The sequence below is a fragment of the Algoriphagus sp. AGSA1 genome (assembly GCF_021390545.1).
GTDB lineage: Bacteria > Bacteroidota > Bacteroidia > Cytophagales > Cyclobacteriaceae > Algoriphagus.
Map to the genome: position 1 here is coordinate 169,165 of NZ_JAJUWR010000008.1, position 24,133 is coordinate 193,297.

The window sequence follows — 24,133 nt, forward strand, 5'->3', positions numbered from 1 at the left end:
TGAACATCATGAAAATTAGAACAAGCAACCCCATACTTGTAATTGGATTTACAATTTTATTATTGACAGGCTGTTCCGGGATTTTGGATGAACAACCCCGCAGCACCTTTGAGCCCAGTTTCTTCAAAACTGAAAACGGCGTTTTGGGCGGACTGACAGGAATGTACGCTCATTTGAGATACATCTATGGCCAAGCGTACTATTACAATACCACACTTACCGGTACGGATGAAGCTACCTACGCCCAGAGCGCCGATCAGAACTTCCAAGTAATGGATATTTCCGGGCAGGGTGAAATCACCTCTACCAGTAGCCGGGCAGATGCGCTCTGGGGTACAGCGTTCACCAATATCAATACGGCCAGTGGTATTATTGAGAATGCTGCCGAGGTAGGTATTTCGGACGCATTGATAGCTGAAGCAAGGTTTTTCCGGGCCTTTGACTACTTCCTTCTGGTTCAGACTTTTGGGGGTGTGCCGTTGGATCTGGGCGCCGGTGATTTGACATTCAACTCTAATCCGGTAAGGATATCTACCCGGAATACCGTTCCTGAGGTATATACAAAGGGGATTTTCCCGGATTTGCTACAGGCTGTAAATGATCTTCCTGTGAACCCTCGTCTCACCGGAACTGCCACAAAGACCCTGGCTCGGATGTATCTGGCAAAGGCATATCTTACCTATGCCTGGTGGCTGGAAAATCCCAACAACATACCGACTTATCCCGAAACCAGTAGAATAGACCCAGATGGACATGACCCACAATGGTATTTTCAGCAGGCTTATGATATCGCCATGGAAGCGATCAATGATCCGGGGCCTTTTGGCTTACAGGAGACATTTTACGATGTGAACTGGGCGCCTAATGACCGTAATAATGAAATACTGCTGTATGCCGACCGTACCGAAACCAGTGAGTTTTACAACGGGAGCAGTCTCACATGGGGGAATGGCGGCGCGCCGGACAACTTTGCTGTATGGATGATGACATGGAACTATACCGTGATGCAGAGCAGCTCTTCACCTAATTCCTGGTCGCCTGTGAATTCCGTTCAAAGAGACGCGGTACAGTCCCTTGGAAGGCCTTGGACCAGAATGGCTCCTACCATAGGCGTGATCACCAATACCTTTGCCGATAAAAGCAATGACTCTAGGTATGATGGGACATTCACTACCAGCTACAGAGGTAACTGGAATAAAGCTGGTATAAGTGGACCCCTATACAACGCCAACCTGATTGAAATCAATCCGGGAGATCCTGTACTTACATTTTTGGATGAGGAGCCTGATCAGCCTATAGATTATTCCCTTCCTGTGGCTCAGGCAGCTAACATAGGGGCAGGAGTACTTCCTGGTAGATCCGATTTTGTGATATCTCCTTCTGGAATCAGCAGAATCGTCTATCCAGGGCTTTGGAAACTTGGCGTTTATCGTACGGACAGTGGTACGGGGCTAGGCCAGCCAAACGCCGCTAGTACCAGACCATATAATATCGCCAAGTTTTCTGAGCTTTACCTAATTGCCGCTGAGGCTTCCGTAAAGGGTGCTACAGGTGGCATGTCCGCACGGGACCTGGTGAACGTGCTTCGGGCAAGAGCAGGGAAGTGGAGATGGGACAATAATGGAAATCAGGAGAAGATAGAGGATAACAGTGCTGAGATGATCTCTGCCACTCCAGCAGTAATTGATATTAATTACATCCTTGCCGAGAGATCTCGGGAGTTTTACGGAGAGGGATACCGATGGTATGATCTGATCCGGACACAGAAGTGGGAAGAATTAGCTTCTACTTATGAAATAGGTGGTTCGAACTATGGTGATCATACCCCTAGGACCATTACCAGATCTATACAGCCTTTCCATTATTTGAGACCTATCCCTCAGGGTCAGATTGATTCTATGGAAGGGGATGTTTCCGATTACCAGAATCCGGGATACGATTGATTTTGGGAAATTCTTTAAACCTTAGAAGCTGCCTCTCATAGTAGGGGCAGCTTTTTTTCTGAAAGTAGCTAATAGTTCCCACAGATTTTCTTGGAAAAAGGCGCAGATCACCGCGAAATTATCCGAAAAAGGAAAGTTTATCTATCGTATTCGTTTGTAAGACCCTAGTCCATGAATATTTTTTTGCACAGTAGGAGAGGTATGTTGCCTCTGGTTAAAAAAACAGTTCTTTGGCTAGGATATAAGACCCCATCGCCAATACAAACCAGCCAAAAGCAATCTTCAGCTTACTGCCTTTTATTCTTTTGGATAATAGAATCCCTAACCAAATCCCTACCACTGCCAAGCCTGTAAACAAAAACAGAAAAGTCCAATCAATAGGCACTCCACTGCTCACATATCCCGCAAATCCAAGTAGGGAATTAAAGGCAATGATAAACAGAGAGGTACCCACGGCCAGTTTCATAGGCATTTTCGCAAAAATGACCAATGTTGGGATAATAAGAAACCCCCCTCCCGCACCGACAAGTCCCGTCATTATTCCCACGCCTATTCCAAGCAGGAAAATCATGGGATAATTAAAGTTTATTTGCGGGGCTTCCAGCAGGTCGTATTTGCCACAATCCACGCAGGGACGGATCATGGAAATGGAGGCTGCTATCATTACCACGGCGAAAAGCACCATAAGAAAAATGGATTTTGTAAACTCAAATCCATCCACAGTAAATAAAACCTCTGGGATGTTGGGAAGAATGCCTAATCTAGCCAGATACAACGTAGCTATGGAGGGGATTCCAAAAATCAACGAAGTCTTAAAATCTACTCTTTTCTGATATATATTCTCTATTCCACCTACGAGCGAGGTGCTGCCTACAATGAACAGTGAATAGGCAGTGGCGATGACTGGGTCGATACTGAAAATGTAAACCAGAATAGGGACAGCAAGGATAGATCCCCCGCTTCCTATCAGACCAAGTGATGCCCCTACCAATAGTGCCAGAACATAGCCCAGTATTTCAATCCCCTGCATTGTTTATAGTGATTCTTGATTTCATGACAAAGGTAAGTCTTCGTGCAGATGAACAAGGTAACTTTGGTCACACTTGAAGACAGAGAGCTCGAGAAAAATAAGTACTTCTTTTAAACCTGGACTACGCATAATGCGGGTTAATGAGAAAGGGGTTTACAATCCTGATGGTCTCAAGAACGCAAACCCCGATCATTGTGACTTTGTCACTAGTAACTGTAGTCTATCCCAACCAGGCAGACCATGGTATTCTGCTTAATATAAGGACAAGCCCGATCGCGTACATCATGTAAATACTTCTGAATCTTGCACGGGAAGCTCCAGGCTTTTTAGCCTTGATGTATCCTATACTGATTACTACTATGGCAATGATGTTGATCAGTGGATGCTCCAGTGCCATTAGTCTGGCTCCAGAGTCAGACATTGCCGAGCCGGATTTCAGCATTTCCAATCCCAATGGGCTAAGGAAATAAAGAATCAAGCCAACCAACAACTGGATATGGGAGAGGATAAAGGCTATCAATCCGATTTTACGGTCTTTCTCTGTAAACTCACGCCCGGACAGTGAGCCGATCAGCATGTAAATGATTACCACTATCAGAGCAAGTAGTGCCAGATAAGCGATTCCCGAGTGGAGATGTTGTATTCCTGTGTACATGATGAAATGTTTGATTGGCGCAAAGTTAACTAATTATAGTCTACGATAGCCAGGACGGATTGAGAAGAATTTGCTTGACTATATCGTGTGTAAAGTTGTGATTATAGAGGGGGCTAGGGCTTAATGTAGGGGAGGGAGTGCTACCCAAATCTGAAAACTTCCCAGTAAGTCTGTTTCATTCTTTGAGTGGAAATCCCAGTCTTAATTTGTCTGTTTTTATAAACCGGGTTTAGTTTTTAGCCATATCTGGGAAAATATATGCGATATTTTATAATCAATGGTAAAAATGATACATTTCAATTATTTTAATTAATTTTTATTTTATTACAATTTTTAATTTTTTATATTTTTAATACGGTGTATATTTTAATAATATTCTTTATTTTTCAATAATATTAAAATAATATTCTTTTAATTTAAAAAAGTATAAATTGTTATTTTTTATATGAGAGGGTTATTTAAGTTTTTTTTTGTTCTTACCTTTTTCAGATCAATTCATGGATCCGGATTGTATTAATTACCCCCTTCCCCAAATAGCCTAATTAAGTAATTATTGCTATCAGCCTAAGCTGGTAGCTCTGTAGTGCTGTCCCCTATTTATAAACAACCCTTATGAAACACAATTTTACAAAAAGTAGGAAATCACCGCCATTGGGGATTTTAATGTTATTAACAAGTATGATGCTCTTTGCCACATTTTCGGTGGCTACTGCCCAGACAAGAACTATTACGGGGCAGGTATTGGATGAAAGTGATTTACCCATTCCCGGTGCCAACGTCTTGGTAAAAGGGACTTTAGTAGGAACGGTGACCGATTTAGACGGAATGTTTTCCGTAGAACTGGAGGAGGGTCAGAATACGTTGGTTGTCTCCTTTATAGGATATAAAGCAAAAGAGATTACAGTTGAAAACGAAAGTGTGCTGACCGTAAAGCTAAGTGGCGATATAGAACTGAATGAAGTAATAGTCACCGCAGCCGGAATAGAGCGGAATACTGCCAATTTGGGATATGCAGTATCTACACTTGGTGCGGACAGATTGGGGCAGAAGAACGAACCTGACCCGATCAGGTCTCTATCAGGCAAGATTGCGGGAGTTAATGTACAGGGATCGGGTGGAGTAGCGGGTGGAGCAACCAATATAACTATCCGCGGTAATTCTTCCTTGGGAAATAATAACCAGCCCTTATTCGTAGTAGATGGGATTCCCTTTGATAATTCAACCTATGATGCAAGTGGTACTAGAAATACACAGTCATCACAGTCAACTTCCAGCAGGGCTTTTGACATAGATCCCAATAATGTGGAAAGCATGACCGTACTGAAAGGCGCTGCAGCTTCTGCACTGTATGGTTCCCGTGCGGCTAACGGCGCGATAATCATCACCACAAAATCAGGATCAAAAAAGGGTAGAAAGGGCACTGAAATAACACTTGCTTCTTCATACAGTTTGGAGGAGGTTTCCGGTCTTCCTGATTACCAGCATATGTACGGGCAGGGAACTAATGGGGATTACCGTGCAGGCGTTTATGGGTCTTATGGCTCTCCATATAGTTCAAGAGCTACTATTCCCCATCCACTAGCCTCCAGTGCTTATCCATCCAGTGTATTTCCTGACTTCTACGAAAGTGACGGAGTGACTCCAAGAGAAGTGCCCTATCAATCTTATGCGGGTAAAAATCAAAAGGATTTTTTGAGAACAGGGCAATTGCTGGAAAATGGAGTCTCCATCAACACCGGAACTGAAAAGACCGGATTGTCAATCGGAGTGAGTAGAATGGATAATAAAGGGGTCGTTCCTGGAAACAGTATCTCAAGGACTTCTTTTTCTGCGGGAGGAAATGCTAATCTGGACAATGGTTTTTTTGTCAGGGGAACAATCAATTATGTTAAAACCGATCAGGAGAGTCCTCCGATTGGGGGATCAGGTTCAGTAATGGGAAATCTCCTGTTCATGCCTACCAGCTATGATCTGACCAACTTGCCCTATAAGCATCCCGAAACGGGTGCAAATATTTACTATAGAGCGCTGGACAATCCCTACTGGTCAGTAGAGAACAGTCCTTCTACAAGCAATGTGGATAGGTATTTTGGAAGTTTTGTTTTTGGAAAGGATATCACTTCCTGGCTGACCATCCAGAATACATTTGGGTTTAATGGATATTCTGATTCACGTGTGAGTGTACTGGGTAAGGGATCTAGTGTATATGCCAATGGCACTATCAATACTGATGATATTTACAGACAGGAGTTGGACAATACGCTATTGATCACGACGAGTTTCAGCTTGACAGAGGATCTGAAACTAAGAGGGATTTTGGGCAACAACATCAACCAGCGTATGACCAGACGTTCGGCTTTCTCGGGCGATGGAATTATTGTCTCAGGAATTAATGATATCCGGAATACTACCACAATCACACTTTCCGAAATCCCCAGAAATCAGGCGTTGATCAAACAGCGGTTTTATGCCTTTTTTGCAGATTTAACGCTGGACTATAAAAACTTTGCCTCCATAAATTTTGTAGGCAGAAATGATGTTTCCTCTACACTTCCGGCTGAAAACAGAAGTTACTTATATGGTGGTGTAAACGGTTCGTTGACTTTTACAGAAGCACTTCAAATCAAAAATAACTTCCTGAACCATGGTGCAATACGGGTGGGGTACACACGGGTGGGGAATGAAGCAGCAGCATACCAGACCGTCAATGTGTTTAATGCGAATGAGACTTTTGGAGGAATAGGGTCTCCCTTTTCTAACGGAAGCAATACTAACGTAAGTACGCAGACCTTATCAAACAGCCTGACTAATTCCTCGCTGAAGCCGGAATTTATCACGGAGTTTGAGATAGGAACTGACCTTAGCTTCCTTCAAAATCTATTTTCACTTGATATTACCTATTATGACAAGCGGAGTACTTCCCAAATATTTGTCGTGGATTCACCACCATCCTCCGGTTTTCTCACGCGGATAATCAACTTGGGTGAGACTTCCAACAAGGGGATCGAAATAGGACTCACAGCGAATCCTTTGATGTCAGACACAGGATTGAACTGGTCTATTTCAGGCAATTTTACCAAAAACAAAAATACGGTAGAAGATATTGGCGAGAACTCCCAGTTGGTCTATGGAGGAAATGTACATATTGCAGGGATGCCTTATGGGTTGATTTTCGGAACCCGATATGCCCGGGATGATGAGGGGAATATTCTGGTAAATCCAGCAACTGCCAAGCCGATCACCGCAGCTACAAATGGTCCGATAGGAGATCCAAATCCTGATTTTATGGTCGGGCTTACCAATACCTTCACTTTTAAAGGATTGACGCTGGATGTGCTTTTTGACTGGAAGCAGGGAGGAGATATTCTGTCCACGACCATTGGCGAAACGTACGCCAGAGGTGTTTTGAGAGATACCGAGGACAGGGATTCTTTCAGAATCGGACAGGGAGTTTTGGGAGATGTCAACACCAGAACGCCTCTTTTGGATGAAAATGGTAACAAAATCCCTAACAATACCGCCTTGAATTACAATGATTACTATTTCGGGAGCGGATTTGGCCCGAGTGGTGCATCTGCCGGCTACATAGGTGAAGCCACTGTGTTTGATGGGACGGTATTCAGGCTGAGGGAGATTTCCTTGGGATATTCTTTGCCTGTTGCATTACTATCCAAGACACCTTTTGGAAGAGCGTCAATTTCCATAAGCGGAAGAAATCTTTGGTACAAAGCTCCCAATACCCCCGATGCAATGAATTATGACCCTGAGGTAAGCACTTCCGGTGCCAATAACCTTGGCAGAGATGCTTTAGGTGTTCCATCCACCAAAAGATATGGGGTAAACCTCAGTCTTAGTTTCTAATAAAAGTCAACTACAACAAAATGAAGAAATACAGCTATATAAAAGGTTTACTGCTTCCACTATTAGCACTGACATTAGTCAGTTGTGATGATTTCATAGATATCAATGAGGATCCAAGCAACCCTACAGTGCCACAACTCAACTTGCTTTTACCTGCTTCCCAGCTTTCAATTGCAGGGAATTTTGACAACATAAATAGAGGGGCATCCAATGTGGTACAACATCGCGCATCGGGAAGTCTTAACAGGTATGACCAATCAGGTACTACTTTTCAGAATGCTTGGTTGGGATATTATACCGAAGCAATTCCTGATCTGGAAACCATTATTTCCACAGGTACGGAGCAAGGTGAATGGGGCTATGTGGCAGTGGCCAAACTTCAAAAGGCATATCTGTTCAGTGTGATGGTCGATGTATGGGGCAATGTCCCTTATTTTGATGCGGGGGTTGCACCAAATCCCACTTTTGATGAGGGGGAGGTGATCTATGATAATCTTCTTGCGCTGATAGATGAAGCATTGGAAGATATGGGCAGAGGTTTTAATGTTTCCGCTTCGGCAGATTTGTTTTATCAGGGATCCAGAGAGAATTGGGAAAAAATGGCCAATTCACTCAAATTGAAAATGTACCTCACGATCAGAAAATACGATGAGGCAAGAGCCAGGCAGGGCATCATGGATATTCTCCAGGCAGGAAATTACATTCAGGATAATGAAAGTGACTTTACGTTTCAGTTTGGTACAAACACTGCGCCGAATGCACGCCATCCTTGGTATTCCTCTGGATATGCGCCTGGCAGAGATGGTTATGTGAGTATGGTGCTGGTGGACAGGCTTCAGGACCAGGATGATCCTAGGTTAAGGTATTACATATTCAGACTTAATGAAAAAGCGGGTCTTGCCAATTCCCAGACAGGGGAAGGATATTATGGCAGATATCCGGGAGACGGAGCTTCTTCACCTGCGGATCAAAATACACGTGCAATAGTGGGGGTATATCCGGCAGCGGGACTGTATGACAATGGCATGATGCCAAGTTTGGGAGCAGAAAATACATTTCTCACCAATGAAGGTGCTACTACGGGAACTACATCAAATTCCTTCAAAATTGCCCTTTTTGCGGAGGGTGATGGGACGGGGGCTGGTATCCTTCCCCTTATTACCAATTCCATGATGCTATTCAGCCGTGCCGAGGCTGCTCTTACGTTGGGAACCGGTGAAAATGCAGAAGAACTGATGAGAGAAGCTGTAATAGCCCATTTTAATGTGATCAATTCCGTATCGCCTGCATTTCCAATATCCAGTCAGACGACAGATGGTTTTACAGAAAGACTGGGTGCACAGTTCCAAAGTCTTGATGAGGAGGGGAAGCTTAGGCTTGTCATGATGCAAAAATGGATATCACTTTATGGAAATGGAGTAGAGGCGTACAATGATTTACGACGTACCGGCTATCCTGAGCTCCAAGAATTGATTTCCCCATTGGATGTGTTTCCGGGAAGATTTTATTATTCCGAGACCGAGTTGACATCCAACATCTCAGTCATCGATATACGGGAACAACTCCAGCGTGATCAGCAGATAGTGCCTGTATTCTGGAGAAGGTAAGTGTGTTATAACCATTACAATCCGCAAAAATTGCAAGTGAACGGAGTATTCTGCTTAAATAAATAGGTAAATGTATTCTCTTCAACAGTCAGGGTGTAAGCCTAGCTGAAAGAAACAGGTAAATCTATATTTAAGTTTTATCTCTATCACTTGGCCGATTCCGATGTGGATTTATACAACAAAAATCATAACCAATGAAACTATACAAATATCTAACAGCAGCAATGATCCTGGCTATAGGAAGCTGCAAGACCGTGGATTACGATTACGAAGATTTTATCTATGCAGCTACTCCGAGAGTGACGTTGAATACCGAAGCTTCAGCCTTGCCTACCTATCAGACAGCCAAGGCTTCCTTTTTCAATATGGCTGACCCGGAATTCGCCACAAACCAGCTATTTGAGTGGGAGCTTTCCTATTACGATGCTGAAGGCAGGGCACCTGTATCGGAGATTGAGGTGTATGTCAGTTTCAACCGTAGAGAAGGAAACGTACCAGTGTATCCTATTGTGCTATCTCTTGCAGAAGTACAGCCCAATGAGCGGCAGTTTCCTCTGCCCAGCTCCGTAAGAGCAACTGATATTCTCTATGAGCGCGTTACCGAATTCCCAAAGTCATACAGTTTTACGGCTACCGAACTGGCAGAAATTACAGAAACTGATCTGTCTACTGTCCAGGTAAATGATTACTTTCTCTTCAAATTTATAGTGACAATGGAAGACGGAACCAGAATAGTCCAATACAATGACAACTCCTGTGATGAGTCCCGGGGAGAGCTGTGTGACTGCAGAGTTGGAGTGAGGTTTAAAAGCATGTAATTATATAAATCAGGAGGGAAGTGATAATCTTCCCTCTTATTAAAATCTTAGTAAAGAAAATATGTTTAAAAGATTAATACCTATTATCCTGATCCAATTAGGGGTAATCACCGGGATGATGGCTCAGTCCGTTACTTCCCCAAAGGAACATTTTGGTTACGACGTAGGAACCGATTATGAGTTGTTTAATTTCACACAGACAGAAGCTTACTTTAAGAAAATAGCAGGTGAGTCAGACCGTATCAAGCTGGAGACCATAGGCAAAACCGCCGAAGGAAGAGAGCAATACATGCTGATCGTGACCTCTCCGGAAAACCACACAAAGCTGGAAAGGTATAAGGAGATTTCCACTTCCATGGCCAGAGCGGAAGGGCTATCGGAAGAGCAGGCTAGGGCGATGTCCAAGGAGGGCAAGGCTGTGGTCTGGATTGATGGCGGTCTTCATGCCACCGAAGTTGTGGGAACGCACCAATTGATAGAGACGATTTATCAGATTAGCTCTAGAACAGATGAAGAAACCATGAATATCTTGGATAATGTGGTCATTATGTTCGTTCATGCCAATCCTGATGGACAGGAATTGGTTTCTGATTGGTACATGAGGAATTCAGACACCACCAAACGCAGTACCAGTGGTTTGCCAGTCCTGTATCAAAAGTACATAGGGCATGACAATAACCGTGATTTCTATATACAGAATATGGTTGAATCCCAGAATATGGGCTACCAGCTTTTTGTGGAGTGGATCCCTCAGATTATGTATAACCATCACCAGCGTGGTCCTGCAGGATCGGTACTGGCAGGCCCTCCCTATAGAGATCCTTTCAACTATTTATTCGAACCCTTGATGGTCACCGGAATAGATGCGGTAGGTGCTGCGATGTACAACAGGCTGATCACGGAGGATAAGCCAGGTTTTACGAGGATGACAGGTTCTACTTTCTCAGTATGGTACAATGGAGGGCTGAGAACCACCACCCATTACCACAATATGATCGGTATTTTGACTGAGATTATTGGAGGCCCTTCTCCGGAAGAAGTTCCATTGGTGCCTTCCAGACTTCTGCCCAACAGTGATACGCCTTATCCGGTTACTCCCCAAAAATGGCACTTCAGGCAATCAATTGATTACTCAGTCTCGCTCAATTACGCACTTTTAGACTATGCCGCCAGGAACAAAGACCATGTGCTGTACAATATTTATTCCATGGGAAGAAGTGCAATCAATAAAGGGAAGATGGATAACTGGACACCTTTTCCCAAAAAGATAGATGAAATCAATGCTGCCTACAAGGCGGATATGGCGGGGAAAAAACCTTCTGAGTCCGGTGATAGGGGCTTCTCCCGCGGTGGAATTCCTACTAAGTATTATGACAGTATCTATCAGCAACCTTCAAAGCGTGATCCCCGCGCATATATTATTTCGGCAGATCAGGCAGATTTTGGCACGGCGGTGAAATACATCAATGCGCTAATCAAAACCGGAATCAAGATTGAAAAAGCAAATGCTGATTTTCAGGTAATGGGTAAAACGTATCCGAAAAATTCCTATGTAGTAAAAACAGACCAGGCATTCAGAGCACACGTAATCGATATGTTTGACCCACAAGATTATCCTAATGATTTTGAATATCCGGGTGGGCCACCGATCAGGCCTTACGATGCCGCAGGCTGGACATTGGCCTATCAAATGGGAGTGGAAGTGGATCGGATTCTTGATCCATTGGATGAACCCTTTGAGACGCTGACTTATGGAGTATTGGAAGAATTGCCACCGGTTGCCATTCCGGATTCCAAATCGGGATATCTGATCAGTTCCTCACTCAATGAAGCGTTTCCGCTCGTCAATGCACTTCTGAAAGATAAAGCACAGGTATTCAGATCTCCTACAGCAGTAGAAGGACTTCCGGCAGGATCTTACTTTATTCCTGCCAAAGATGGTGCGAAATTGAAAGAGCTGACCAAAGAGATCAGAGTGCCTATCATAGCTGCCAAAAGCAAACCAGCCGGATTGTTTGAGCTGAAAAAGCAGCGGATTGCTTTGTACGATTCGTATGGTGGATCTATGCCTTCTGGCTGGGTGAGGTGGATGCTGGAGCAAAATGGGTATGATTTTGAGCTTATTTTCGCCAAGGAGATAGATGCCGGAAACCTGAACAAAAAGTACGACATGATCCTGTTTATCAGTGGGGGGATCCCTGCTTATAAAGAGAGTGGCCCAACAAATAATTATTATGGAAGGCAACCTGATGCAGCTGATATACCGGAGGAATTTCGGTATCGTCTGGGGACAATTACGCCCGAAAAATCTATTCCACAACTAAAATTATTTATTGAAAATGGTGGAAAGGTTTTGACAGTTGGAAACAGTGCTTCACTCGCATATCACTTGGAGTTGCCGGTAAAAGATGGACTTACTGAGATAAACAAAGAAGGGAAAGAGGAGAAACTTTCGCAGGGAAAATACTATGTGCCCGGGAGTGTGCTAAGATCAAAAACCGATCCTGCGAATCCATCAAATTGGGGTATGCGTGAGCATGTGGATGTGATGTTTAACAATAGCATGGTGTTCAAAATGAAACCGGAGGCGGAGCTACAGCAGCTTAAAGTTGTCGCCTGGTTTGATTCAGCCACTCCTCTAAGGAGCGGATGGGCATGGGGACAATCCTATTTGGAAGACGGGGTCATTGCTTTTACTGCACCTATCGGCAAAGGGCAACTGATGGTTTTTACTCCTGAGATCACCTTTAGGGCACAGTCCCATGGTACATTCAAGTGGTTGTTTAATAACCTTTATGGGATGAATTGACCGTGAAATAATAAGTCTATCCCCTAGGCTTACTAAAGGGGCTCTCTCATAACTCACAATTGTCACATTGTGCGAAGTCGAAATGGGCTTAATTAGCACCTGAAAGGCTTTGACTTCGCTAACTGACAAGAAAACCTGATTATGAGACAGCCTCTTTTTTTACTTCTTGCCATTTTCCGGCTTGGGATTTATAGTTGAGAGTAAGTTTTACTCCACAAAAAGCACTAATCCCTTCAGGTATTCTGTCTCTGGGTGGAAAATATTGATAGGGTGATCTGCCGGCTGGGTTACCTGATGCAGGACTTTTACATTTCGCCCGCATTCCAGCGCTGCTGCCGTCACCGTATTCTTGAAGAGGACCTTATCCACAACCTGACTGCAGGAGAATGTAAACAGAATTCCCCCTGATTTGATTTTCTTCAATGCTTCGGCATTTAATCTTTTGTAAGCCTGTACGGCATTATGCCTAGCTTTGAGATTTTTGGCAAAAGCCGGAGGATCCAGTACGATCACATCATAGTCATCTCCGATCTCACGGATGTACTTGACCACATCGGCTACTTTCGATTCATGCTTTCCTTTGATCTCCGGATTGAGTTGGACATTCTCTTCTGTCAGCTCTATGGCTTTCGGAGAAATATCCACTGAATGCACTTCCGCTGCTCCTTCCATCAGTGCCAATACAGAAAAGCCGCCTGAATAGCAGAAGGTGTTCAATACTTTCTTGCCTTTGGAATAGGAGGCAAGCAGCTTCCTGTTTTCCCGCTGATCGATAAAGAAGCCTGTTTTCTGCCCCTTTTCCCAATCAATTTTATATGTGGCACCATACTCTTGCACCAAGTCGGTTTTTGGCTCACCGAGCACCCATTCATTGGAAGTGATGCCCAGATTCTTTGGCAAAGTCTCGGCGCTCTTATCGTAAACGCCGGAGAGTTGATCACCATAGGCCGCCTTGATAGCCTGCGCAATTTCCTTTAGATGGGCATGCATCCCTAATTGATGCGCCTGTATTACTACGGTGCCATTGTAGTAATCAACGATCAATCCGGGCAGTAAATCTCCTTCGCCATGGATCAACCGATATACATTGGTGTCTTCATTGTCAGTAAGTCCCAAGCTTTTTCTTAAAGAAAGTGCTGAAGCAATTTTTTCATTCCAAAATTCCTGATCTATTTCCCGCTCCTCGAAGGAAATAACCCTCACCATGATAGAGCCTTCTGCAAAATGTCCTGTTCCCAGAAATTCACTTTTGGAGGAAAATACAGACACCAACTGACCGGATATAAGGTCTGGATCTTTTTGGAAAATAGCCCCTGAAAATACCCAGTGATGTCTTCTCTTCAGAGAGATCTCTTTTCCGTGTTTGAGTATGATTTTAGGATAGTTCATAGGTGGGTAAGGGTTTGTTGGGAAATAGCAAGCTGCCAGTCATAATAGAGATGGCACTGGCAAGCAATCCGTAAAGGTGTGAAGAAATTTCCGGCTCAAACTTATCCATAGTCAAATAGGTAAGCATGCCGATGACCATGGATAAGATTGCGCCGACTTTTGAAGACTTGCTCCAATATAATCCTGCGGTCAGTGGAATGAACAGCGAAACCAGCAATAGTATGGATGCTTCGGCTACCAATTCGTAAATAGTAGCGTCTTGAAGAGCCATCACTACGGATACCACCGCCACCAGAAGTACATTGATCCGCAAAATCCAGAGCAGGTGAAAATCCGATAGTTTATCCCTGAAAAATGGTTTGATTAGGTTTTCAGAGATCAGGGCTGCAGGAGCCAAAACTCCTGAGCTCGCCGTGCTCATGATCGCTGAAATCAGTGCGCCAAAAAAGACGATCTGTACCGGTAATCCTCCATGCGCCAACACCATTGATGGCAGCAGCATTTGTTTATTTTCCAAGTATAGTTCCGGATACAACACTTTTGCCCCCAGTGCAATAAATAGGGGTAAAAGCCCGAAAGTGAGGTAAAATCCTCCTGCCAAATAAGTGGATTGAACTGCTGTTTTCTCAGATTTGGAAGCCATGACACGTTGGTAGATATCCTGACTGGGGATACTCCCCAGACCAAGAATCACCCAAGCTCCGAAGTAATTGATCCAGGAGTTCCAACCGGGATCAGGGAGAAACTGAAAACTTTGCTCAGGAGCAGAACCCAGAATCGCATCTATTCCACCTGCTTCTTTTATCACCAGAACAGAAACTACGATCAAGCCCAACACAATCATGATGGTCTGGATAAAATCTGTAATGGAAATTGCCCACATTCCTCCCAGAAAAGTATAGATCACTACGATCCCGGCAGAGATCAGAATCCCTTCGGTCATACTCAAGCCAGTGACAGTACCAAAAATCAGGCTTAGTGCTACCAGCTGTGCGGCCACATAGCCAAAAAACACCGGAACCATAAATACAGTAGATAGAAACTCTACTTTCTCTCCATAGATTTTCTTAAATACATCTCCGATGGTCAAGACACCCATACGGTACATGGGGCGGAGGTAGAACATACCGAAGAGTACCAGACAAAGTGCCCCGCCAAAGGGATCTTCAATCACTCCTTGCAGTCCTTCGTCCAAGTAAACGGATGAAGCTCCAAAGATGGTCTCGGATCCAAACCAGGTAGCGAATAGTGCGGAGGCTGAAAGAAATAAAGGGAGCGAACGACCTGCCAAAACAAAGTCATTCGATCCCTTTACGAATTTGGAAGCCCAGGCTCCCACGGCAATCGTAATCGCCAGATAAAAGATTATTGCAGTGAGTAGCAATGAACCAGGATTAGGCTTTGGCGTACATTTTTTCTCTCAACGCCTTGATTTCCTCACTTTCAAGATAAGCTTCATAAGGCATTCTTCGATCAATAGTCCCGTTAGGAGTGAATTCCACGATACGATTAGCGGTAGATTGTACAAAGGCATGATCATAAGAGGTCATCAGCACTGTGCCGGTGTAGTCAATGATGGCATTGTTAAATGCTGTGATAGACTCCAGATCCAGGTGGTTTGTCGGCTCATCCATTACCAGAAGGTTTGGATTCTGAAGCATCATTTTGGAGATCATACAGCGGACTTTTTCTCCCCCGGAAAGCACTGAGCATTTTTTCAGGGATTCTTCTCCCGTGAAAAGCATCCTGCCCAGGAATGTTCTTACGTATGCCTCTTCTTGGTTATCTGAAAACTGCCTCAACCAGTCAATCAGGGAAAGGTCAGATTTGAAGTATTCGGAGTTGTCATTTGGTAAGTAAGCCTTGTTGATCGTGACACCCCATTTGAAGCTTCCTTTGGTCGCAGGGATTTCTTCCATGATCACTTGGAAGAACTTGTTCACTGCCTGCTTGGTCTTGGATATAAAAGCGATTTTATCGCCTTTGTCCACCATCAGGTTTACATCTGTGAAGTAAGTCACCCCATCGGCTTTCAATTCCAGATTTTCGGTCATGAATATCTGATCTCCGGCTTCTCTTTCCGGTTTGAAGATAATGCCAGGATATTTTCTCATCGAAGGCTCGATCTCATCGATGTTCAGTTTCTCGATCATCTTCTTACGTGCTGTAGCCTGCTTGGACTTGGCCACGTTGGCAGAGAACCGGTCGATAAATGCCTGCAATTCCTTCTTCTTTTCCTCAGCTTTTTTATTGGAATCAGAGCGTTGTTTGAGAGCCAGCTGGGAAGATTCATACCAGAAAGTATAGTTACCGGAGTATATTTTTATTTTCCCAAAATCTATATCCACGATATGCGTGGCTACCGAATCGAGGAAGTGCCTGTCATGGGAAACCACTATAACAAGGTTTTTAAAATCTAAGAGAAAATTCTCCAGCCATTCGATGGTGGAAGCATCCAGGTCATTGGTAGGCTCATCGAGGATCAAAATATCCGGATTGCCAAAAAGGGCCTGAGCCAGCAAAACCCGTACTTTCTGATTACCAGCCAGATCCTTCATCTGCATGTAATGCAAATCTTCGGTGATACCCAAACCCGAAAGTAGGGCAGCTGCGTCAGACTCCGCATTCCAGCCATCCATCTCAGCAAAATCAGCTTCTAATTGTGATGCACGAAGTCCATCCTCTTCGGAGAAATCCTCCTTCATATAGATGGCGTCTTTTTCTTCCATGATGGCATAGAGTGTTTTATGCCCCATTAGTACTGTTTTCAATACTTCTACTTCGTCAAAGCCAAAGTGATTTTGGCTCAATACCGCCATACGCTGGCCAGGAGTGATACTGATGCCTCCGCTGGTACTCTCAATCTCACCGGAAAGTATCTTCAAAAATGTTGATTTTCCGGCTCCGTTAGCCCCGATCACACCATAGCAGTTGCCTTGGTTGAATTTTAGGGAAACTTCATCGAAAAGGGTTCTTTTTCCAAATTTAAGGGAGAGATTATCTACTGAGATCATATGTTGCTTATAAATAACTGTAAACCAGTTGGTTGATATCTGGTTTTACTAGTGGGGTTTCAGGTTGTGAATTAGCTCTTTTTTGGTTACTATATCCAAAACCTATAATAGGGAGGATGAGATGAGCCAAAGAGCTTGCAAAGGTAAAGGTTAGTAAAAGAAAAGCCAACTCTATCATGAGCTGGTTTTGGATAAGGCAGTAGTTACTTTTCAAGTTACCCCCTACGTTTTTATACTACAATATAGGCGACAGTAAGATTCCCATTCCGTAGTTTAATTGCCCCAAGCATTTCATGGTGGTATAATGGTTCCATTATGATCAGACTTATCCTAAACCCACCGTGATTTGTTTACGGTTTCCTCATTCATTGAATGATTGGAAATTATATTTCCCAAGAGTGTAGTAGGGAGCATTAAATCTGCAGGAACTGAATAAAGTGCTAGTATCACGAAAATAGACGGATATCTTTGTAGAAGGCTGTAACTGCGCTTTCGTCACACAAAGAAAAGTAATGCAAAACTGGCTCTTGTTACTCTCATTTTCAGCGTTATTGGTTGGAGGTTTTCTGCTAAGAAAATTGTGGCTCGGGGCATTCATAGGTTGTATTATTCTGATAGTCGGCAAGCTGCTCTTTACCGAAGGGGAAATCCTGACGCCATTGGCAAATGGTGCCATTGTTTCAGTGGAACTGATTCTGCTTCTTTTTGGAGCCTATCTTTTTTATAACACATTGGCGTCCCGCGATCATTTTGTAGGTTTTGTAAAATCAAGCGCTGCCTTTTCTTCCAGGCTTACGATGGCCATACTATTGTGCTGGTTTCTGGGAAGCTTTATGGAAGGGATTGCGGGTTTTGGGATTCCGGCTATGCTGATCGCTCCACTGATGTTGGCAGTAGGATATAGGCCGCTTACCAGTGTAGTCCTTCCTCTGGCCGCTGATACCACTGCGGTGACCTTTGGGGCATTGGGTACCCCCTTCAAAGTCGGATTGGATATCTATTCCAATAGCCCTGAGATACAATTTACGGTAATTATGAATGTATTGCCCGCCCTTACCGTCCCGATGGGATTGGCTTGGCTGTACAGTAAAACCGAACAGGAAAAGATAGCTTGGAAAACTGAATGGAAGACGCTGGTATGGGGAGGAGTTTGCTTTATAGTTCCTTATGGAGTAGTTGGGCAGTTCAGTGTAGAATACCCATCAGTGGTCGCTGGCTTGATAGGAATGATTCCCTTCTTATGGCTATCCGTGCCAAAAAAGGAGAGACCTCCTACACGGGTGTGGCTAAAGACATTTTATCCTTATCTGTTATTTGTAGGTATGCTTATTCCCGCAAAATATTTGTTGGGAAGCATTGGGTTTTCTTTTGGAGAGGGTCTCAAAACATTTTCATTGTACCAACCGGGACTTGTGTTTGGCGTTTCAGCGCTGGTGTACTTATTCACTACTTCCCAACAAAACAAGCTTTTGTATTTGGCAAAACATGCGAAAGGCACCTTCTCACGCATTACGATGCCCATTTTCACCATTCTTTTTCTTGTATTCTTTGCGCAGCTGCTTCGCCAAAATCTGGAAATGTCTGCCGGGCAGATCTTTGTGGAGGTTTCAGATTTAGCCTCACTGGGTTTTGTGACTTTTGCCGGTGTCATGGGCAGTTTTATTACAGGCAGTGCCACGATGGGGGTGTTGTTGTTCAATAGTTCGGTTATCGCATTATTCCCTTGTGGCGATCCTCTTTATCTACGTCTGGCTTTGTTGCTCACAGGCGCCGCTATTGGAAATGCAATATCCTTTCAAAACATTGTGATGGTGCAATCGGTGGTTGCCCAGCCGGTCAGCATATCCGAAGTGCTTTCAAAGAACCTAAAATTTGTTTTTATATATCTTATGGTGGTGTTTATGGAGGGAGCGTTTATTTCATATCTGTTAACTTAGTATGCTTATATAATTGGAAGGGATAGTATTTATTCTGATAAAATGACAGAAGTACCTTTTGATTTTTGGATGTTTTTGGCCGGACTTGGCATTTTCCTTTTTGGGATGAGCCACTTGGAAGACGGTATTAAAGGTCTGGCAGGAAAATCATTCCAACGCTTTATAAAGCGTTTCACCAATCGAAGCTGGAAGGGTATTCTGACTGGAACATTTGTTACCGCAATCCTGCAAAGCAGTTCAATGGTGACATTGCTGGTTCTTGCTTTTCTCGGCACTGGGATGCTAACCTTAAAGAGTGCCCTTGGGGTTGTGCTTGGTGCAAATCTGGGAACGACCATCACAGCCTGGATTGTAGCTGCTCTTGGTTTTAAGATGAACATAGCCGATTTTTCATTCCCGTTTCTGGCGGTTGGGATTTTGTCTTATTTGTTCTTGAAGAGCAGACCGGTTCTAAAAAATATGGGCGGTTTTTTAATTGGGTTTGGCCTGTTGTTTTTGGGACTTGATTTGATGAAAGACGCATTGGATACGGTTGCCGAACAGCTAGACCTTTCCGCTTTTTCAAAATATGGACTTTGGGCATTTTTACTTTTGGGATTGATCGTTACTGCATTAATACAATCAAGCTCTGCTATGATTGTCATTATTCTGAGTGCGCTGAATGCAGGCTTGATCGATGTCTATCAGTCCTTTGCAATGATAATCGGCGCCAATATGGGAACAACTTCCACCTTGTTGCTCGGATCTATCGGAGGCACAGCAGATAAAAAACGGCTTGCAATCGCAAATGTGATATTTAATTCAACAGCAGGTATCATCATTTTTTTGGTTTTGGAACCATTAGTGGACGGAGTCTATTCTTTTTTCAAAATGACAGATCCCTTGATGGAGCTGGTGTTGTTAAACACCCTTTTAAATCTGGCGGGGATTTTACTCTTTTTGCCGTTTTTGGGTGTTTTTCAGAAATTTTTGAAGAATCGCTTCAAAAGCGCTGAACCTGGAGGTGAAACGCTCTATATAAAGAATATTACCGCCGAATTCCCCAATGTAGCTCTTAAGGCAATCAGAGATGAACTAGATCAGATGTACGTGTATGTTCTGGATTTTATATATCATAATTTTTCCATTGGAGCCCCAGCTGTGAAATATCCAGGCTGGAAATCAATCTTCCAAACGGCAATAAACATCAATGAGAAATACGATAAAATAAAACGTATAGAAGATGAATTGACTGCGTTTTACGCCCTCTTGCAAGAGCAAAATCTAGAGACAAATGAAGCTGAGGAATTGACTGAAAGTATGCTTTCGCTACGATCCATGGTGTATGGGGCAAAGGATATAAAGGATGTGGCCCATAACATCAGCTTTATGTCCGAAAGTGAAGATCCTCTTGCGCAGGAAGTGCTAAAAAGATTGCAGGCTTTCGTCAAGACACAAACAGAAGAGGTGTACAACAGCAATCTCACTAAAGAGGATCATAAGTTGTATTTGAATGAAGGGATTGCCAAAAATGAGGCATTCTATGAAGAAATGATTGCCTTTTTGTACGAGAACATAAAACACCATACCAAAAAAGGAGTGCCAATTTCCACTATGACCAATGTGATAAAGCAAACTGTTTCTGCTATGGACAACTTGTGTAGTTCATTCCAAATAAAACGGATTGAAAATGAAGAAGTTGAAAGTTGAATCCTGTTTTTTTAATTGAAAGCTAGGTTTAGCTACAATCTCTCTCCGTTTTCAGCTGCTCAAGCAATAAAAATGACAGCTTTTGATCTATTACTGGCATTTTTCAGCGTGCCCTAAGTATGTTGGGGAGTACATTTAATCATCTCTTTGTTAGCAGCCAGGTATTAGGTGCGATCCTACCTTCGTCTGGATATTCCCATGCAGGTTACCTATATTGTGGTATCAATGCCATATTGGTTCCGAATGGAGAAATTTTACAGAATTGCTTTTTTCTTACTTTGCCTGCAAGGGGTGGTCTTGGCTTCCCAAGCGCAGCTCTCTACTATAGGGAAGGAATTCTGGGTGGGATTTATGGACAATAACCGCGTACTTCCCGGTGCCTCTGATAGAGCGGTGTTGGAGATAGCGGCAGTCGAAGATGCTGAGGTTACCATAGAATATTTGGGAAATATCCGTAGCCAATCCCTCGCCAAAGGTGAACGTTTCAATTTGGTTGTGGATTCCCAGGACTTAGACCTTTTTCATAGGTTTTCCGAACGGGTTGAAAACAAGGGGATTTTTATTAATTCTACGGGAGATTTATCTGTCTATGCGTTCAATGAGCGTATCCGAAGTGCCGATGGTACCGTAGTGTTGCCTGTGGCGGCTCTGGGAAAGGAGTACCTGGTCACATCCCACTATGAACAACTCACAGCACCTGTGGAATACGAGGGCAACATTGATGATGAAAGTAGCCTTCTAGTGATCGCTACAGAGAATGATACACAGGTGGAAATCACCAAAAGCATTGGAGGCGCACCGATTGTCCTGAATCTGAACCGCGGTCAAAGCTACCAGATCAAAGAAAAATATGATCTCACGGGCAGCAGGGTGAGGGTGATTGGAGAGGATGCCAGTTCCTGTAAAAAAATCGCTGTTTTTGGTGGAAATAAATGGACATCTGTAGGGAACTGCGGGGCTGCCAATGACAATCTTTTCCAACAGGCCTATCCTGTAAATACCTGGGGACAATCCTTTATCCATGTGGGGTTGGAAGGTAGGTCATCCGGTGAATTGGTGAAAGTGCTGGCAGCAGAGGACGATACAGAGGTTTTAGTGAACGGAACAATCCGGGCTTCGCTTTCAGCCACTGAGTTTGTTGCCTTATCTTTCGAAGCAGACGAAGTGGTATCCATCACTACTTCAAAACCTTCTTCTGTTACGGTATTTGCTAAAAGCCAGGAATGTAATAACGCAAGTTCAGGCAATTTTGAGCAAGGTGATCCATTTATGATTTCCTACAGCCCTAATGAACAATTGCTGAAGGAGGTGGAGTTTTCCGCTCTATCCATCGTTTCTATCTCTGTCAACTATGTGAATATAATCGTACCTGCGGGGGCTCAGGGAAATACAATTTTGGATGGGAGAAATGTAGGTGCTGAATTTTCTCCAGTACCTGGCAATGCCTCCTTTTATTTCGCCCGGATTAGTATTTCCAAGGGACTTCATAGTCTATCCAATCCGGATGGCTTTATCGCTTATGTGTATGGATTCGGTTTCCTCGAATCCTATGGGTATGCGGTAGGCGCGGCTTTGGACAATCTGAATTTTGAAGTGAAAGCCAGCTATGATTTTGATGTACAAGGTGATCTTACTGCTTGCCTCGATAGGGAAGGAACATGGAGTATCACATCCGAAAACAAAGATTTCACCTATTTTGTCTGGGACTTTAATGATGGTTCAGAGGTAAAGGAAGGGCAGGAAGTCAGCCATACTTTTGCTGCTCCAGGGATCTATGAAGTCACTGTCACGGCTTCTCTCAGCCCACTTACCTGTGATCAGCAGGAGGAGAAAACTTTCCAGGTGGAAGTTTTGGAGACCAAAGCGGAGTTGCTGGGCGAGCAATCTGTGTGTCCTGAAGTAGAGGAGTTTCTCTATAAACTCGGCTCACAGGAAAACCTGCAGTCTGTAAGTTTTGAAGTGCAAGGAGGGGTTATCCTTCAAGACTATGGAGATTCGGTACTGGTGAATTGGGGCGAAGCCAACCCTGATGCCAGTATCATCGCGAATCCTATAGGGAGCAATGGTTGTTTGGGAGATCCTATAATTTTACCGGTGGTGATCAACTCCAAATTGGACGCTGCCAGCCCGGTCGGTGAATCGGCTGTTTGTTATAATCCGCAGAACACACATGTCTATTCAGCACCTAATTCTTCAGAAGGACGTGGCTACGAATGGGTGGTAAGTGGGGGTGAGGTAGTTGCGGGTGCTGACCAGGCAGTGGTAGAAATCCGATGGGATCAGCCGGGAATCACTGGGACAATCAGCTATACAACTTATAGTCTGGATGACCAATCCTGTGAAGGAACTTCGGAGCTTTTTGAAGTGACAATTGCGGAGAAACTTGAGACAAGTATTTCAATATTGGAAAATGTCAGGTGCTTTGGAGAATCTAATGGAGTGATAGAGCTTGATATTCAGGGAGGAGTACCACCTTATCACCTAACATGGTCCCATGATGCTGGTTTGGATGATATACGTGCTGATAATCTGCCTCCTGGTACTTATTCAGTGCTTATCACAGATAGCTTGGGATGTGAAGAAGAGTTGAACAACATAGTTGTTACAGAACCAACTTTACTGGAACTGGTTTCTTTGGAGACAGCTGGCGTAAGTTGCTTTGGTAAAAAGGATGGAAGACTAGAGCTGGTTGTCAACGGAGGAAGTCCACCCTATCGGCTAGAGATGGATGGAGAGGAGTATGAGTTTACAGGAAGATTGGATTTGTCCGAAGTTCCCCAGGGTCAGTACGATGTCTTTGTGGTGGATCAAAATACATGTGGTATTCCGCTTGACTTTGAAATAACCTCTCCGTCTGCTTTAGAAGTTGATGTGAGGATGAACAAGCCAGCCTGTCCGGGTGGGAGCAACGGTGAACTTTTTGCTTTTATCGAAGGGGGAGAGGCACCTTATATTTATTACTGGAATGAGGGGGATCCCGGAAACAATACCCTGCAGGGACTGTCGAAAGGGACTTATTCCATTTCCATAGTGGATGCATCTGGATGCGTAAGCTTGGGAGAAGGCAGGGTGTCCGAGAGTGCTCCTGAAGTACGTATGCCTACTGGATATAATCCAATGAAAGACGGTGGTTTTTTTGAGGGAGTTTCCAATTGTGAAATCACCTATACTATCTGGATATACAATAGATGGGGTCAGCTGATATTTTCAGGATCTGAGGGATGGAACGGGAAAGTGAATGGTGAAAATGCTGTTCAAGGAACCTATACTTATTTGATGCAATACAGCTTTCCAGTGGATGAGGATATCCAAACTGTAGAAAAACGGGGCAGTTTTTTGCTTGTCAGATAATTACTTATAAACGTTGTGCTGATTTCCCAT

The 24,133-nt window shown here is 43.8% G+C and carries 13 protein-coding genes; 8 read left to right on the forward strand and 5 right to left on the reverse strand.

Features of this window, described 5'->3' with window-relative positions:
• The first annotated feature begins 8 nt into the window (after nucleotides 1–8).
• Nucleotides 9–1,943, forward strand: a complete 1,935-nt coding sequence (locus LZF95_RS08180; protein ID WP_233754492.1) for a RagB/SusD family nutrient uptake outer membrane protein — start codon at nucleotides 9–11, stop codon at nucleotides 1,941–1,943.
• A 214-nt stretch (nucleotides 1,944–2,157) separates the two neighbouring features.
• Here the strand turns inward: LZF95_RS08180 and LZF95_RS08185 are convergent, their stop codons facing one another.
• Nucleotides 2,158–2,973, reverse strand: a complete 816-nt coding sequence (locus LZF95_RS08185; RefSeq protein WP_233754493.1) for a sulfite exporter TauE/SafE family protein — start codon at nucleotides 2,971–2,973, stop codon at nucleotides 2,158–2,160.
• A gap of 220 nt (nucleotides 2,974–3,193) precedes the next feature.
• Complete coding sequence (locus LZF95_RS08190) at nucleotides 3,194–3,628, reverse strand: hypothetical protein (RefSeq protein ID WP_233754494.1); 435 nt, start codon at nucleotides 3,626–3,628, stop codon at nucleotides 3,194–3,196.
• A gap of 612 nt (nucleotides 3,629–4,240) precedes the next feature.
• Here LZF95_RS08190 and LZF95_RS08195 point away from each other — a divergent pair.
• The 4 genes from LZF95_RS08195 to LZF95_RS08210 all read left to right on the forward strand — a co-directional run bounded on the left by LZF95_RS08195 (nucleotide 4,241) and on the right by LZF95_RS08210 (nucleotide 12,723).
• The gene (locus LZF95_RS08195; protein WP_233754495.1) at nucleotides 4,241–7,489 is read left to right on the forward strand and encodes a SusC/RagA family TonB-linked outer membrane protein; all 3,249 of its coding nucleotides are present in this window, start codon (nucleotides 4,241–4,243) and stop codon (nucleotides 7,487–7,489) included.
• Nucleotides 7,490–7,509: 20 nt separating this feature from the next.
• Nucleotides 7,510–9,096: a SusD/RagB family nutrient-binding outer membrane lipoprotein gene (locus tag LZF95_RS08200; protein WP_233754496.1), complete on the forward strand. Its 1,587-nt coding sequence runs from the start codon at nucleotides 7,510–7,512 to the stop codon at nucleotides 9,094–9,096.
• Nucleotides 9,097–9,290: 194 nt separating this feature from the next.
• Complete coding sequence (locus tag LZF95_RS08205) at nucleotides 9,291–9,914, forward strand: hypothetical protein (RefSeq protein WP_233754497.1); 624 nt, start codon at nucleotides 9,291–9,293, stop codon at nucleotides 9,912–9,914.
• A 61-nt stretch (nucleotides 9,915–9,975) separates the two neighbouring features.
• Nucleotides 9,976–12,723: a M14 metallopeptidase family protein gene (locus LZF95_RS08210; RefSeq protein ID WP_233754498.1), complete on the forward strand. Its 2,748-nt coding sequence runs from the start codon at nucleotides 9,976–9,978 to the stop codon at nucleotides 12,721–12,723.
• 207 nt (nucleotides 12,724–12,930) lie between these two features.
• Here the strand turns inward: LZF95_RS08210 and LZF95_RS08215 are convergent, their stop codons facing one another.
• From LZF95_RS08215 to LZF95_RS08225, 3 genes are read right to left on the reverse strand one after another with little or no spacing between them, the layout of a single operon-like run.
• Nucleotides 12,931–14,112 carry a class I SAM-dependent rRNA methyltransferase gene (locus LZF95_RS08215; RefSeq protein WP_233754499.1) on the reverse strand — a complete coding sequence of 394 codons (1,182 nt, stop codon included), beginning with the start codon at nucleotides 14,110–14,112 and terminating at the stop codon, nucleotides 12,931–12,933.
• On the reverse strand, nucleotides 14,099–15,496 hold the full coding sequence (locus tag LZF95_RS08220; RefSeq protein ID WP_233754500.1) for a sodium:solute symporter family protein: 1,398 nt from the start codon (nucleotides 15,494–15,496) through the stop codon (nucleotides 14,099–14,101). The genes LZF95_RS08215 and LZF95_RS08220 overlap by 14 nt, the downstream gene beginning before the upstream one ends.
• 10 nt (nucleotides 15,497–15,506) lie before the next feature.
• A complete protein-coding gene (locus LZF95_RS08225; RefSeq protein WP_233754501.1) occupies nucleotides 15,507–17,126 on the reverse strand; it encodes an ABC-F family ATP-binding cassette domain-containing protein in 1,620 nt (539 codons plus the stop codon).
• 512 nt (nucleotides 17,127–17,638) lie between these two features.
• Between LZF95_RS08225 and LZF95_RS08230 the strand changes: the two genes are divergently transcribed.
• From LZF95_RS08230 to LZF95_RS08240, 3 genes are all read left to right on the forward strand, one after another.
• On the forward strand, nucleotides 17,639–19,063 hold the full coding sequence (locus LZF95_RS08230; protein WP_233754502.1) for an L-lactate permease: 1,425 nt from the start codon (nucleotides 17,639–17,641) through the stop codon (nucleotides 19,061–19,063).
• A gap of 42 nt (nucleotides 19,064–19,105) precedes the next feature.
• A complete protein-coding gene (locus LZF95_RS08235) occupies nucleotides 19,106–20,752 on the forward strand; it encodes a Na/Pi cotransporter family protein (protein WP_233754503.1) in 1,647 nt (548 codons plus the stop codon).
• Nucleotides 20,753–20,995: 243 nt separating this feature from the next.
• Entirely contained in the window at nucleotides 20,996–24,103 is a 3,108-nt protein-coding gene (locus LZF95_RS08240; protein WP_233754504.1) for a PKD domain-containing protein, read from the forward strand.
• The last annotated feature ends 30 nt before the right edge of the window (nucleotides 24,104–24,133 follow it).

What these genes read in the sequence shown, in the direction of transcription:
- LZF95_RS08185 (WP_233754493.1), bottom strand. Translation starts at nt 2,973, where the DNA reads ATGCAGGGGATTGAAATACTGGGCTATGTTCTGGCACTATTGGTAGGG.
- LZF95_RS08200 (WP_233754496.1), top strand. Translation starts at nt 7,510, where the DNA reads ATGAAGAAATACAGCTATATAAAAGGTTTACTGCTTCCACTATTAGCA.
- LZF95_RS08190 (WP_233754494.1), bottom strand. Translation starts at nt 3,628, where the DNA reads ATGTACACAGGAATACAACATCTCCACTCGGGAATCGCTTATCTGGCA.
- LZF95_RS08230 (WP_233754502.1), top strand. Translation starts at nt 17,639, where the DNA reads ATGCAAAACTGGCTCTTGTTACTCTCATTTTCAGCGTTATTGGTTGGA.
- LZF95_RS08195 (WP_233754495.1), top strand. Translation starts at nt 4,241, where the DNA reads ATGAAACACAATTTTACAAAAAGTAGGAAATCACCGCCATTGGGGATT.
- LZF95_RS08210 (WP_233754498.1), top strand. Translation starts at nt 9,976, where the DNA reads ATGTTTAAAAGATTAATACCTATTATCCTGATCCAATTAGGGGTAATC.
- LZF95_RS08225 (WP_233754501.1), bottom strand. Translation starts at nt 17,126, where the DNA reads ATGATCTCAGTAGATAATCTCTCCCTTAAATTTGGAAAAAGAACCCTT.
- LZF95_RS08235 (WP_233754503.1), top strand. Translation starts at nt 19,106, where the DNA reads ATGACAGAAGTACCTTTTGATTTTTGGATGTTTTTGGCCGGACTTGGC.
- LZF95_RS08180 (WP_233754492.1), top strand. Translation starts at nt 9, where the DNA reads ATGAAAATTAGAACAAGCAACCCCATACTTGTAATTGGATTTACAATT.
- LZF95_RS08205 (WP_233754497.1), top strand. Translation starts at nt 9,291, where the DNA reads ATGAAACTATACAAATATCTAACAGCAGCAATGATCCTGGCTATAGGA.
- LZF95_RS08215 (WP_233754499.1), bottom strand. Translation starts at nt 14,112, where the DNA reads ATGAACTATCCTAAAATCATACTCAAACACGGAAAAGAGATCTCTCTG.
- LZF95_RS08240 (WP_233754504.1), top strand. Translation starts at nt 20,996, where the DNA reads ATGGAGAAATTTTACAGAATTGCTTTTTTCTTACTTTGCCTGCAAGGG.